We start from the raw sequence: 12,994 nt of genomic DNA, 5'->3' as shown, positions 1-12,994 counted from the left end.
ACCACGGACCCGAGAAGAAAGTTCTGGAGACTGACCGCAAGGCGCACCCGCGAATCAGCTCAAGTGAGCATGCACGGCGAACATGACAGAGAAAAAACGCTGCCGTCACGCCTGTCGGCTTCGTCGATCGATTTCAGCCCAACCGCCCAGCAATCCTCGCAACTGCCCGTCTGCACCATAAAACGGCACCGTCCACTGGTAAACATCCCTGATACCGTCCTTGAACCTCAATTGACGCTCAATAAAGCGAGTCCGGCGTGTTTCCAGCTGGCTCATGAATTCGGCATGCAGAAGTTCAGCGGTGCGTTTCGGCAAGACGTCGACTTCGATCAACTGTCGACCTTGAACCTGATCAAACCGGGTCGACAACACCTCCTCATAACTTTTGTTGCACATCACCAATCGCCCTTGCAGGTCACGGACAAACATTGGATCAGGCATGGCATCCAGTAATGCGTGCTGGAAGGCGAGTTGATCACTGAGGCTTTTTTCGGCCTCGAACCGCTGTCTGACCAGCACTGTCAAACGCCGGTTCCACAGCAGCGACAACAGGCCGAATACGCTGGCGATAACGATGCCTTCGCAGACCCAGTGGCGCAGTGTTTGCCACAGACCGGGCACCTTGGATGGCGTGACGCCACTGAACCACTTCAGGCGAATGACACGTAACTCTTCTGGAGGAAACGCATTCAGGGCCTTGTTCAGGATGCTCAACAATTGCGGTTGCCCCTTGCGTACCGACAGGTAATCCGCGTCCCATATGCCCGGCACCACCGCACCGACCTGCAACAGCCCGGATGGATAGAGCTGCGCTCCAACTTCATTTTCGATGGTGGCGTAGGCGTCACCGCTTTCCACCCAGGCACGTGCCTCGGCGTTGGTTTTCACCGTACGCACCTCAATGGCCGGGTAGTCGCGACGGATCGCCGCTTCCAATGCATGCCGGGCCGGCAGCACCAGCACCCGTTTCGCCAGTTCTTCCAGCGATTGCACCCGTGGCGCCCCGACTCGCCCGACAAATACCCAACCGGCACCACCAAACGCATGACTGAAATCCAGCAACGTCTTGCGCTCGTCGTTCATCGACAGCATTGAGCTCAAGTCCGCCCCGCCATTTTCCAGTTTCACCAGCATCTGATCGGTAGAGAACGACTCTTCGAAAACGAACTGCACCCCCGTCATCACGCTGATGCGCTTGAGTACATCAAAGTGCAAGCCGCTCCATTGACCCTGCTTGTCCTTGAACAGGTACAACGGATAATCCAGCGCCGTGACGACGACGCGCGGGTGAGTGGCGATCCACTGCAACTCCTGCGCATCCAGCGTGATCGTCGCATCGCGCTCGTGCATGTCCATCGGCGCCGCAATACCCCATTGGCCGATGCCCATGATTGCGAGCAGAAACAGCCAGTACGCGGCCGGTTTGACCCCTTTTGAAAACAGCATTGCCACATCCTTCGTGATCGACTCGCCCTTCCTTTCTGGGCGACAACACGACAAGTGTGCATGCAGAAATGAAAAAGCCCGTCAGGAGACGGGCTTCAAAATGTGACAGCTTTGACCGTTACAACGGCTTGCCACGGTTGCCATGCTGACTGACAAAGGCCTGTACGGCTTTCAGGTCATTCGGCAACACGGTGCAACGCTCATCTCGCTCAAACAAATCAGAAAGATGTGCAGGCAGTTCAAGCGTTTTTCCTACACCGGCCTTTTCCACGGCATCCGGGAATTTGACCGGATGGGCAGTGCCCAGGATCACCATTGGAATGTCCAGGCTGCGACGGCATTCACGCGCGGCTTTGACACCAATCGCAGTGTGCGGATCGAGCACTTCACCGGTCTGCTCATAGACTTCGGAGATGGTTTCGCACGTTTGCGCGTCATCCACAGCCAACGAGTCGAACAATTTGCGGGCTTCGGTCCAGCGCTCTTGCTCAACGCTGAAACCACCGCCCTGCTTGAACGAATCCATCAGCCCGGCGATGGCCGCGCCATTGCGACCGTGCAGGTCGAACAGCAGGCGCTCGAAGTTCGACGACACCATGATGTCCATCGACGGCGACAGCGTGGCGTGCAGGGTGTCCTTGACGTACTGGTTGCCGCTCATGAAGCGGTGCAGGATGTCGTTGCGGTTGGTGGCGACGATCAACTGGTTGATCGGCAGGCCCATGTTGCGCGCCAGGTAACCGGCGAAGATGTCGCCGAAGTTGCCGGTCGGCACCGAGAACGACACCGAACGCGCCGGGCCGCCCAACTGCAGGGATGCATGGAAGTAGTAAACGATCTGGGCCATGATCCGCGCCCAGTTGATCGAGTTCACCGCCACCAGACGCGTGCCCTTGAGGAAACTCTGGTCGGCGAAGCTTGCCTTGACCATTTCCTGGCAATCATCGAAGTTACCTTCGATGGCGATGTTGTGGATGTTCTCACCGAAAATGGTGGTCATCTGCCGACGCTGCACTTCAGACACACGGTTGTGCGGGTGCAGGATGAAGATGTCGACGTTTTCGCAGTGCTTGCAGCCTTCGATGGCGGCCGAGCCGGTGTCACCGGAGGTGGCACCGACGATCACTACGCGCTCGCCGCGCTTTTCCAGCACGTAATCGAGCAAACGACCCAGCAGTTGCAGGGCGAAGTCCTTGAACGCCAGGGTCGGGCCGTGGAACAGCTCCAGCACCCATTCGTTGCCGTTCAGCTGACGCAGCGGCGCAACGGCGCTGTGGGCGAACACGCCATAGGTTTCTTCAAGAATCTTTTTGAAATCGGCGTCCGGAATGCTGCCGGTGACGAACGGGCGCATGACGCGAAAAGCCAGCTCGTGATACGGCAGGCCGGCCCAGGAAGCGATTTCTTCCTGGGTGAAACGTGGCAGGTTTTCCGGGACGTACAGACCGCCGTCGGTGGCAAGACCTGCCAGCAGGACGTCTTCGAAATTAAGGGCCGGTGCCTGGCCGCGGGTACTGATGTAGCGCATAGGGGCAAACCTTCGGTTTGGGCTTCAAGCTTCAAGCTTCAAGCTGCAAGTTCAAAGCACCGAGGCTTTTAGCTTGCAGCTTGCAGCTGACGGCTTGCAGCTGCTTCTAAATTAGTTCAGGTGCTCGACACGGATCCGTACAACCGGACCGACCACACCCGCCAGGGCTTCCAGAGCAGCGATGGCGTCGTTGATGTGCTGTTCCAGCACGCGGTGGGTCAGCAGGATCATCGGCACCAGGCCGTCGTGTTCCTCGGCTTCCTTCTGCATGATCGACTCAATGTTGATGCCGCGCTCCGAGAGGATGCTCGCGACCTGAGCCAACACGCCCGGATGGTCCTTGGCCTGAATGCGCAGGTAGTAAGCGCTTTCGCAGGCTTCGATCGGCAGGATCGGGTGAGCCGACAGCGAATCCGGCTGGAAGGCCAGATGCGGTACGCGGTTTTCCGGGTCGGACGTCATGGCGCGAACCACGTCCACCAGGTCGGCGATCACCGACGAAGCGGTAGGCTCCATTCCGGCGCCAGCGCCGTAGAACAGGGTCGAACCGGCAGCATCGCCGTTGACCATCACCGCGTTCATCACACCGTTGACGTTGGCGATCAGGCGATCAGCCGGAATCAGCGTCGGGTGTACGCGCAGTTCAATACCCGCCGCGGTGCTGCGCGCCACGCCCAGGTGCTTGATGCGGTAGCCCAGCGCTTCGGCGTAGTTCACGTCGGCGGTGGTCAGTTTGGTGATGCCTTCGGTGTAAGCCTTTTCGAACTGCAGCGGAATGCCGAACGCAATCGAAGCCAGGATCGTCAGCTTGTGGGCCGCGTCGATGCCTTCGACGTCGAAGGTCGGATCAGCCTCGGCGTAACCCAGTGCCTGGGCTTCAGCCAACACGTCTTCGAAGGTGCGACCCTTCTCGCGCATTTCCGTAAGGATGAAGTTGCCAGTGCCGTTGATGATGCCGGCCACCCAGTTGATGCGGTTGGCGGACAGGCCTTCACGGATCGCCTTGATCACCGGGATGCCACCGGCCACGGCCGCTTCGAAGGCGACAATCACGCCCTTCTCGCGAGCCTTGGCGAAAATTTCGTTACCGTGAACGGCAATCAGAGCCTTGTTCGCGGTGACCACATGCTTGCCATTCTCGATGGCCTTGAGTACCAGCTCGCGGGCAACGGTGTAGCCGCCCATCAGCTCTATCACGATGTCGATCTCAGGGTTCGTGGCCACTTCGAAGACATCGTTGGTAATCGCAATACCGGTCGTTTGGAACTGAGGCTTTGGCGTGCGCATGGCAATTTGTGCCACTTCGATCCCACGCCCGGCACGACGAGCAATTTCCTCGGCGTTGCGCTGAAGTACGTTGAAGGTACCGCCACCGACGGTTCCTAACCCACAGATGCCTACTTTGACCGGTTTCACTGTGAACTCCCCATAAAACGACCGACTCAAGGCCGGCCGTGGAAACAACCGCGTGCTCGCGGCTCTCTATTAATGGCCCGGCGATGTTGCTGCCGGACCATGCTCGTCAAGGCTGGCCGTGACGATGCGAATCTACTTCGCGCCCAGCGCCAGTTTGGCGACTTGTGGCGCAGGCTGGTAGCCCGGAATGACCTGACCGTCAGCCAAAACGATGGCCGGTGTGCCGTTCACGCCAATCGACTGACCGAGGGCAAACTGCTTGGAAACCGGGTTATCGCACTTGGCGGCCTTGATTTCCTTGCCTTCAGCCATTTTGTCCATGGCCGCTTTCTTGTCTTTCGAGCACCACACCGCTTGCAACTGCTCGTCACCCGGCGAACCCAGGCCCTGGCGCGGGAACGCGATGTAACGCACTTCAATGCCGCGCTTGTTCAGCTCAGGCACTTCGGCGTGCAGCTTGTGGCAGTACGGGCAGGTGGTGTCGGTGAAAACGGTGATGTGCGATTTGGTTTCGCCAATGGCCGGGTACACCACAGTTTCAGCGACCGGAATAGCGTTGATCAGCTTGGAGATGCCCAGGCGCTCGGTCTTCTCGGTCAGGTTGATCGGCGTGCCGTCCTTGAGCTGGAACATATAGCCCTGAACCACGTACTGACCGTCGGCGCTGGCGTAGAGAACGCGGCTGCCCTTGAGTTTGACTTCGTACAGGCCCGGCAGCGGGCTGGGTGTAATGGTTTCTACCGGCACTTCGAGCTGGAGGTTTTCCAGGCTTTTACGAATGGCTTTGTCGGCCGCGTCATCGGCGACGGCAAAGGTGCTGACCAACGCAATGGCGGCGGCAGCGAGAATCTGGGTCAGACGCATGAGAACTCCTGAAGGCGAACATATGGGACGATCAGAACACCCGTGCCGAAACACCGGGTCATAACCGCCCATCGTGCAAACCGGCAAAGCCTATCACATAAGGCCGGTGTGGCCGAATGCACCTGTCGCCAGACAACACGAGCTCGACGCATGACGCATAGCTGGATGATGTTCCCTGTACGTCGTCAGCCGCGGGGATGGTGTTTGGCGTGCAGCTCTTGCAAACGGGCGCGGGCAACGTGGGTATAAATCTGCGTGGTCGATAAATCGCTGTGCCCCAACAGCATCTGCACCACCCGCAAATCAGCACCGTGGTTCAACAAGTGCGTGGCAAACGCATGGCGCAAGGTGTGCGGCGACAGCGACTTGCCGATCCCCGCCACCTTGGCCTGGTGCTTGATCCGGTGCCAGAAGGTCTGGCGGGTCATTTGCTCGCCACGCAGACTGGGGAACAACACATCGCTGGGACGCCCGCCGAGCAGTTCACCACGGGCATCACGCATGTAGCGCTCGACCCAGACAATCGCCTCCTCGCCCATTGGCACCAGACGCTCCTTGCTGCCCTTGCCCATCACCCGCAAGACCCCTTGGCGCAGATTGACCTGTTCCAGGGTCAGGCTGATCAGTTCCGTCACACGCAGCCCGCAGGCATACAACACCTCGAGCATGGCGCGATCACGCTGTCCGATGGCTTCGCTCAGATCCGGCGCTTTGAGCAGTGCTTCTACATCGGCTTCCGACAAGGATTTGGGCAACGGACGACCGAGTTGCGGCATATCCACGCGCAAGGTGGGATCGACCGAGATCAGTTTTTCCCGCAATAGATAGCGATAAAAGCCACGCACACCGGAGAGAAATCGTGCGGTGGATCGAGGCTTGTAGTTTTGTTCGAGACGCCAGGCCAGGTGGTCGAGAATCAACTCCCGCCCCGCATTGGCCAGTTCCAGGCCTTTTTCCTGCAACCAGCCGTTGAACAGGGCCAAGTCGCTGCGATAGGCATCGCGGGTGTTATCGGAAAGACCTTTTTCCAGCCACAGGGCATCAAGGAATTGATCTATCAGTGGATGATCGATGGCAGGCATGGGCACTCAAGTCGCGTAGCCTTCAGACTGCGCACAAAATTAAAATGGACATGAAATCGGCCGCTAGTCTTTCATAGGCTGGCATCTCAAGGAACAGGGAGCAGTCATGAGCGAGCAGCAAATCTTATTGGCGTTTGGCGGTATCGGTGCGGCGGCACTGGGCTGTCAGTGGTTGGCCTGGCGTCTGAAGCTGCCGGCAATTCTTTTTCTGTTGCTGACCGGGATTCTGGCCGGACCGGTGTTGCACTTGCTCGACCCGCAGGAAATGTTCGGCCCACTGCTGATGCCACTGGTGTCATTGGCGGTGGCGTTGATTCTGTTTGAAGGCAGCCTGACGCTGCATCTGTCGGAATGGCGCGAGATCGGCAGTGTCGTTCATCGACTGGTGACACTGGGCGCGCTCTCAACCTGGATTGTGATTGCCGTCGCCACGCACTGGCTACTGGGTTTTGACTGGATGCTGTCGATACTTTTCGGCAGCCTGACGCTGGTCACCGGGCCGACCGTGATCGTGCCCATGTTGCGCGTCGTACGACCCAAAGCCTCGATCGCCAACATCCTGCGTTGGGAAGGGATTGTCATCGATCCTATCGGCGCGCTGCTGGCGGTAGTCGTCTATAGCTTCATCATTGCCAACACCGAAGGTAATGGCATTAAAGAAAGCTTGCTGACTTTCGGCGGCGTGATTCTGTGTGGCAGTCTCTTCGGGATTTTTGGTGGCTGGTTGCTCGGTACCCTGATACGCCGCCAGTGGCTGCCGGAATACCTGCATAACCTGGCAGCACTCGCCGCTGTTCTGGGGATTTTTATTGCGTCCAACGCAGTCACGCACGAATCCGGATTGCTGGCCGTGACACTCATGGGCATGTGGCTGGCCAACATGAAAGGCGTGGATGTTCGGCACATCCTGCACTTCAAGGAAAACCTCAGCGTCCTGCTGATCTCCGGCCTGTTCATTTTGCTGGCGGCACGACTGGATCTGAACGCGATGATCGGGCTCGGGCCGCTGGTGCTCATACTGCTGCTGATCATCCAGTTCATTGCGCGCCCCCTGAACGTATTGCTCAGCACCGCAGGATCGAGCCTGAACTGGCGCGAACGTGCGCTGTTGGCGTGGATTGCCCCGCGGGGGATCGTTGCGGCAGCCGTGTCGGCGATCTTCGCCATTCGCTTGCATGAGGCCGGTCATCAAGGTGCATTGCTGCTGGTGCCGCTGACGTTCGCGGTGATCATTGGCACCGTCGTATTGCAAAGCGCTACGGCGAGGCCACTGGCGCGCTTGTTGAAAGTCGCGGAGCCGGCGCCGAGCGGATTTCTGATCATCGGCGCCAACGGACCTGCGCGCACGCTGGGCAAAGCACTGCAACAACTGGGCAGTCGCGTGCTGTTGACCGACTCCAGCTGGGAAAACATTCGGGCTGCGCGGATGGAAGGGTTGCCGACCTACTTTGGCAACCCGGCTTCACAACACGCCGATGCCCATCTGGACCTGGTAGGTCTGGGGCATCTTCTGGCGCTATCGCCGTCCGGTGAGATGAACACGCTGGCATTGATGCGCTTTCGTCATGAGCTGGGTCATCAGCGGATGTTCGGCCTGGCCAGCGGCCAGGAAAGCCGTCGCACCGACAAGCACCGGACCAGCCTGGAGCACCGAGGCAATCAACTGGGCAGTGAGGCGCTGACCTACGCCAAGCTTGCGAGCCAATTGAGTCAGGGCTCCGAGCTGTACAGCACGACATTGAAGGAGGGATTCAACTGGGACGATTACCGCGCGCTGCATCGCGATCGGGCGACCTTGCTGTTCGTACGCGACGACAGTGGCTGGGTGCATGTGGTGACACCGGACAGCACACTGAAGCCTTCGGCGGGTTGGACATTGCTGGCGTTGATTCAGCCCGAGTCGGAGTAAATCCAAAAGATCGCAGCCTTCGGCAGCTCTGAATTCAACCTGCAGGAGCTGCCGCAGGCTGCGATCTTTTCAACCTGGCACCAAATCGCAGGCAACAAAAAAGCAGCCCGCAGGCTGCTTTTTTCTGCATCGGAAGCTGGACTTAAGCCAGTTTTTCCTTGATGCGAGCTGCTTTACCAGACAGGTCACGCAGGTAGTACAGCTTGGCTTTACGTACGTCACCGCGACGTTTAACGGCCATGCTGTCGATTTGCGGGCTGTAGGTCTGGAAAGTACGTTCTACGCCAACACCGTTGGAGATTTTACGAACGGTGAATGCACTGTTTACGCCGCGGTTACGCTTGGCGATAACAACACCTTCGAACGCTTGCAGACGCGAACGGTCGCCTTCCTTCACTTTCACCTGAACGACAATGGTGTCGCCCGGGGCAAAGGTAGGGATCTCTTTGGTCATCTGCTCTGCTTCGAGTGCAAGGATGATTTTGTTAGTCATGCTGTGCTCCTAAGGTAAATCGTCGGATCTACCATCGATACGTTGTTAACTATCGTCCCGCTCGAGGATGTATTCCTCGAGCAGCTTCTTCTCTTCTCCAGAAAGCGAGCGGCTTTCCAGAAGATCGGCGCGTCGTTCATAGGTCCGACCAAGGGACTGCTGTAAACGCCAACGCCGGATGTGCGCGTGATTGCCACTTAGCAATACGTCGGGAACACGCTGATCCGCATACACCTCCGGTCGGGTGTAGTGCGGGCAATCCAGCAAACCATCCGTAAAGGAATCTTCCTCGGCGGAGTCCGCATGCCCTAAAGCTCCAGGCAGCAGTCGTGTAACCGCATCGATCAGGACCATCGCCGGCAGCTCGCCGCCAGACAGTACATAGTCGCCAATCGACCACTCTTCATCGACATGAGCATCAATAAAACGCTCGTCAATGCCTTCGTAGCGGCCGGCAATCAGGATCAATGCATCCAGATTCGCCAACTCGCGTACCGCCGACTGATTCAGTTGACGGCCTTGGGGGGACAGGTAAATCACCTTCGCCGCCTCCCCGGCTGCTGCCTTGGCCTGAGCCAGAGCATCTTCCAGGGGCTTGATCTTCATCACCATGCCCGGACCACCGCCAAACGGGCGATCGTCCACAGTGTGATGTCGATCCGTCGTGTAGTCTCGCGGATTCCAACAGGTGAGCTGCAAGAGCCCCTGTTTCACCGCACGACTGGTGATGCCGTACTCGCTGATGGCGGAGAACATCTCGGGAAACAAACTGATCACTTCTACGCGCAAGTTAGCCACGCTTAGAAGTCCGCATCCCAATCCACCTTCATCTCGCCTGCCGCCAGGTCGATGGCCAACACGCATTGCTCGGTATAGGGCAACAGGCGTTCGCGATCATCCAGGCTGCCAGCGCAAGGCTTGACCACCATTACATCATTCGAGCCGGTCTCCAGCAGGTGATCGATCTTCCCGAACAGTTGCCCGAGGGTGTCGATGACCTTGAGACCTTCCAGCTGGTACCAGTAGTACTCGCCGTCGGTCAGTTCAGGAAACAGGTTGCGCGGCACGCAGATCTCATAACCGGCCAGAAGACGAGCTTCTTCGCGATCATCGAGACCCTTGAGCTTTGCGACCAGGAACTTGTCGTTCCCGCGTCCGCTGACCAGCTCCACCTGCTTTACATTGCCGTCACGCTTGAGCGTCCAGGTTTTGTATTCCAGCAGGTTCTTAATCGGATCAGTAAAGGAGTACACCTTCACTTCGCCGCGAACGCCGTGAACCGAGTAAATCTTGCCGATAACGATCAAATCATCAGCAACAGCTGGCGTCGCGTTCATATTGCTCAGGCCGCAGCCTTAGCAGATTCCTTCAACAACTGAGCAACGCGCTCAGAAGGTTGTGCACCAACGCTCAGCCAGTAGGCTACGCGCTCTTGGTTCACGGACAGACGGACTTCTTGACCACGAGCAACAGGGTTGAAGAAACCAACCTGTTCCTTGTGCGAACCGTCGCGCGGGTTGCGGCTGTCGGTTACGGTCAAGTGGTAAAACGGGCGCTTTTTGGAGCCGCCAAGGGCAAGACGGATTGTTAGCATGTGAACATCGTTCCTGTAGTCGGTGCTGCAAATCTAAAGGCACAGCGGGCATAGGTGCCCGAAAGGCCGCATATTCTAAGGAATATCCGGACTTTTGCAAATGTCTTTTTCCGGCGGCCTATCGGTCGCCATGCAGATTTGCTATAGAGCCGTCGTTGAAAACGGCCGGTCAGCTCCCGCCAAGTGCGGGTTTGCTGTGTATCCCACGTCCGTGTGGGGCTGCGCCGACCCGATGGCCGGCGCGAATTCTTTACATCTTGGGCATTCCGCCGCCGGGCAACATACCGCCCATGCCGCGCATCATCTTGGCCATTCCGCCTTTCGCGGAGAATTTCTTCATCATCTTCTGCATCTGCTTGTGTTGCTTGATCAAGCGACCGATGTCCTGCACCTGGGTGCCGGAACCCATGGCGATCCGACGTTTGCGCGAACCGCTGATCACATCAGGGTCGCGGCGCTCGGCCGGGGTCATGGAGTTGATGATGGCTTCCATCTGCTTGAATTGCTTCTCTGCCGCACCTTGAGCGTTGCCCATTTGCGCCAGATTCACGCCGCCCATGTTCGGCAGCTTGTCCATGAGGCCGCCGAGGCCGCCCATGTTCTTCATTTGTTGCAACTGATCGCGGAAGTCTTCGAGATCGAAGCCTTTGCCCTTCTTCAGTTTCTTGGCCAGTTTATCGGCCTTGTCCTTGTCGAGGGTCGCTTCTGCCTGCTCGATCAGGCTGAGCACGTCGCCCATGCCGAGAATACGGGAGGCGATACGCTCAGGATGGAACGGGTCGAGCGCTTCGCTCTTCTCGCCCATACCGATGAACTTGATCGGCTTGCCGGTGATGGCACGGACCGACAGCGCGGCACCGCCACGGGCGTCGCCGTCGACCTTGGTCAGGATCACACCGGTCAACGGCAGCGCGTCACCGAAAGCCTTGGCCGTGTTGGCGGCATCCTGGCCGGTCATGGCGTCGACCACGAACAGGGTTTCAACCGGGTTGATCGCGGCATGCAGCGCCTTGATCTCGCCCATCATCTCTTCATCGATGTGCAGACGACCGGCGGTATCGACGATGACCACGTCGATGAATTTGAGTTTTGCTTCCTTAATAGCCGCTTGCGCGATCTCGACCGGCTTCTGGCTCAGGTCGGACGGGAAGAAGGTAACGCCAACCTCACCGGCAAGCATTTCCAGCTGCTTGATCGCCGCAGGACGGTAAACGTCGGCGGACACGACCATGACGGTCTTCTTCTTGCGCTCTTTAAGGAAGCGCGCGAGCTTGCCGGCGGTGGTGGTCTTACCAGCGCCCTGCAAACCGGCCATCAGGATGACCGCCGGCGGCACGGCGCTCAGGTTCAGGTCTTCGTTGGCCACGCCCATCAGGCTTTCGAGTTCGGCCTGGACGATCTTCACAAAGGCCTGGCCCGGCGTCAGGCTGCGCGACACCTCGGTGCCGACAGCGCGCTCCTTGACCGAATTGACGAAGTCCTTCACCACCGGCAGGGCGACGTCGGCTTCGAGCAACGCCATGCGCACTTCGCGCAGGGTGTCTTTGATGTTGTCTTCGGTCAGCTTGGCCTTGCCGGTGACATGGCGCAGCGTCTGCGAGAGGCGGTCGGTTAAGTTTTCAAACATTGCGCGATCCTTTCAGGCCCTGTGTAGACCGGGATAATGGCGGCCCGGACCGGACTAAACGTGTGCTCGGCGAGCCTGCGGCGTGGGCAGGTCGCGGATTATAGCGAAGACTGCGGCCAACGGACACCTCGCTGTCAGCTTGCGCGGTCTTTCGTGTGGCGGGGGTTCTATGCCAAACTCAGCGACTTTCGGGCTTGCCTAACAGGATTTATGCTCCCCTTGTCACCCAGCTTGCTTACTTCCCTCGCCGCCGCCTGCTTGTATGCCGCTGCGACCATTTACCAGAGCACTCGCCTGGCCACCGGCGCCAAGGCCAACAAGCGCCTGCTGGTCTCGCTCGGCGTGCTTGCCGTGCTGGCCCATGGCGCCAGCCTGCTCACCCATCTGCTGACCCCGATCGGTCTCGGCCTGGATTTCTTCAGCGCCGCCAGCCTGATTGCCGCAGCGGTCATCGCCTTGAGCCTGCTGGCCTGCTCGCGGATTCCGGTGGAGAACCTGCTGGTATTGCTGTTCCCGCTCGGTGCCCTGACCGTGCTGCTGGCGCAGTTCGCACCCGCCGGCACGGTACAGATCATCGATGAGGAGCCGGGCATCCTCGCCCACATCCTGCTGTCGATTCTTGCCTACGGCATGTTTACCATCGCGGTGTTCCAGTCCTTGCTGCTGCTGATTCAAGACCACCAACTCAAGCACAAGCACCCGTCCGGGCTGATCAAGAATTTCCCGCCACTGCAAACCATGGAGAGCCTGCTGTTCGGTTTCCTCTGGGCCGGCTGGACACTGTTGTCGCTGTCACTGATTTCCGGCTGGCTGTTCGTCGAGAACCTGTTCGCCCAGCACCTTGTGCATAAAACTTTGCTGGCGTGCCTGGCCTGGATTGTCTTCAGCGTCCTGCTGTGGGGCCGCAACCGTCTCGGTTGGCGGGGTCACAAAGCCATTCGCTGGACCCTGGCCGGGTTTTGCCTGCTGATGCTGGCGTATTTCGGCAGCAAGCTGGTTCGTGAATACATCCTGCATATCTGACGGGCGGCATTA

General features: G+C 58.7%; 12 protein-coding genes. 2 read left to right on the top strand and 10 right to left on the bottom strand.

Annotation, left to right across the window (positions count from 1 at the left end; translation table 11 throughout):
• Positions 1-105: 105 nt before the first annotated feature.
• The 5 genes from CKW19_RS05885 to xerD all read right to left on the bottom strand — a co-directional run bounded on the left by CKW19_RS05885 (position 106) and on the right by xerD (position 6,336).
• Positions 106-1,446 carry a transporter substrate-binding domain-containing protein gene (locus CKW19_RS05885; protein WP_095057033.1) on the bottom strand — a complete coding sequence of 447 codons (1,341 nt, stop codon included), beginning with the start codon at positions 1,444-1,446 and terminating at the stop codon, positions 106-108.
• 118 nt (positions 1,447-1,564) lie between these two features.
• Positions 1,565-2,974, bottom strand: coding sequence for a threonine synthase (thrC, locus tag CKW19_RS05880; RefSeq protein WP_095057032.1), 1,410 nt, complete (start codon positions 2,972-2,974; stop codon positions 1,565-1,567).
• Positions 2,975-3,085: 111 nt separating this feature from the next.
• On the bottom strand, positions 3,086-4,390 hold the full coding sequence (locus tag CKW19_RS05875) for a homoserine dehydrogenase (protein WP_095057031.1): 1,305 nt from the start codon (positions 4,388-4,390) through the stop codon (positions 3,086-3,088).
• 132 nt (positions 4,391-4,522) lie between these two features.
• Entirely contained in the window at positions 4,523-5,254 is a 732-nt protein-coding gene (gene dsbC, locus CKW19_RS05870; RefSeq protein WP_095057030.1) for a bifunctional protein-disulfide isomerase/oxidoreductase DsbC, read from the bottom strand.
• Between the two features lie 185 nt (positions 5,255-5,439).
• Positions 5,440-6,336: a site-specific tyrosine recombinase XerD gene (gene xerD / locus CKW19_RS05865; RefSeq protein WP_095057029.1), complete on the bottom strand. Its 897-nt coding sequence runs from the start codon at positions 6,334-6,336 to the stop codon at positions 5,440-5,442.
• A gap of 106 nt (positions 6,337-6,442) precedes the next feature.
• On the opposite strand from xerD, the gene CKW19_RS05860 reads away from it, so the two are divergent.
• Positions 6,443-8,245, top strand: coding sequence for a sodium:proton antiporter (locus tag CKW19_RS05860; protein WP_095057028.1), 1,803 nt, complete (start codon positions 6,443-6,445; stop codon positions 8,243-8,245).
• A 142-nt stretch (positions 8,246-8,387) separates the two neighbouring features.
• Here CKW19_RS05860 and rplS read toward each other — a convergent pair whose 3' ends face one another.
• The 5 genes from rplS to ffh form a co-directional block, all read right to left on the bottom strand.
• Entirely contained in the window at positions 8,388-8,738 is a 351-nt protein-coding gene (rplS, locus tag CKW19_RS05855) for a 50S ribosomal protein L19 (protein WP_003175895.1), read from the bottom strand.
• A 45-nt stretch (positions 8,739-8,783) separates the two neighbouring features.
• A complete protein-coding gene (gene trmD / locus CKW19_RS05850) occupies positions 8,784-9,536 on the bottom strand; it encodes a tRNA (guanosine(37)-N1)-methyltransferase TrmD (RefSeq protein WP_095057027.1) in 753 nt (250 codons plus the stop codon).
• A 2-nt stretch (positions 9,537-9,538) separates the two neighbouring features.
• A complete protein-coding gene (gene rimM, locus CKW19_RS05845) occupies positions 9,539-10,075 on the bottom strand; it encodes a ribosome maturation factor RimM (protein WP_053155094.1) in 537 nt (178 codons plus the stop codon).
• A gap of 5 nt (positions 10,076-10,080) precedes the next feature.
• A complete protein-coding gene (rpsP, locus tag CKW19_RS05840; protein ID WP_003198088.1) occupies positions 10,081-10,332 on the bottom strand; it encodes a 30S ribosomal protein S16 in 252 nt (83 codons plus the stop codon).
• Between the two features lie 250 nt (positions 10,333-10,582).
• Positions 10,583-11,959, bottom strand: a complete 1,377-nt coding sequence (gene ffh, locus CKW19_RS05835) for a signal recognition particle protein (protein WP_095057026.1) — start codon at positions 11,957-11,959, stop codon at positions 10,583-10,585.
• Positions 11,960-12,169: 210 nt separating this feature from the next.
• On the opposite strand from ffh, the gene CKW19_RS05830 reads away from it, so the two are divergent.
• Positions 12,170-12,982 (top strand): inner membrane protein YpjD, encoded by an 813-nt coding sequence (locus CKW19_RS05830; RefSeq protein ID WP_095057025.1) that lies wholly within the window; start codon positions 12,170-12,172, stop codon positions 12,980-12,982.
• Positions 12,983-12,994 lie beyond the last annotated feature (12 nt).

Source organism: Pseudomonas sp. Irchel s3f7 (genome assembly GCF_900187615.1).
In the GTDB taxonomy this organism is placed as follows: domain Bacteria; phylum Pseudomonadota; class Gammaproteobacteria; order Pseudomonadales; family Pseudomonadaceae; genus Aquipseudomonas.
Note: the sequence above shows the minus strand (reverse complement) of the source record. Positions and strands in the feature narration are given on the sequence as shown.

Bases quoted from the DNA above. Each gene is read 5' to 3' on its own strand.
- rplS (WP_003175895.1), bottom strand. From the start codon at position 8,738: ATGACTAACAAAATCATCCTTGCACTCGAAGCAGAGCAGATGACCAAA.
- thrC (WP_095057032.1), bottom strand. From the start codon at position 2,974: ATGCGCTACATCAGTACCCGCGGCCAGGCACCGGCCCTTAATTTCGAA.
- rpsP (WP_003198088.1), bottom strand. From the start codon at position 10,332: ATGCTAACAATCCGTCTTGCCCTTGGCGGCTCCAAAAAGCGCCCGTTT.
- CKW19_RS05885 (WP_095057033.1), bottom strand. From the start codon at position 1,446: ATGCTGTTTTCAAAAGGGGTCAAACCGGCCGCGTACTGGCTGTTTCTG.
- xerD (WP_095057029.1), bottom strand. From the start codon at position 6,336: ATGCCTGCCATCGATCATCCACTGATAGATCAATTCCTTGATGCCCTG.
- rimM (WP_053155094.1), bottom strand. From the start codon at position 10,075: ATGAACGCGACGCCAGCTGTTGCTGATGATTTGATCGTTATCGGCAAG.
- CKW19_RS05860 (WP_095057028.1), top strand. From the start codon at position 6,443: ATGAGCGAGCAGCAAATCTTATTGGCGTTTGGCGGTATCGGTGCGGCG.
- ffh (WP_095057026.1), bottom strand. From the start codon at position 11,959: ATGTTTGAAAACTTAACCGACCGCCTCTCGCAGACGCTGCGCCATGTC.
- dsbC (WP_095057030.1), bottom strand. From the start codon at position 5,254: ATGCGTCTGACCCAGATTCTCGCTGCCGCCGCCATTGCGTTGGTCAGC.
- CKW19_RS05830 (WP_095057025.1), top strand. From the start codon at position 12,170: ATGCTCCCCTTGTCACCCAGCTTGCTTACTTCCCTCGCCGCCGCCTGC.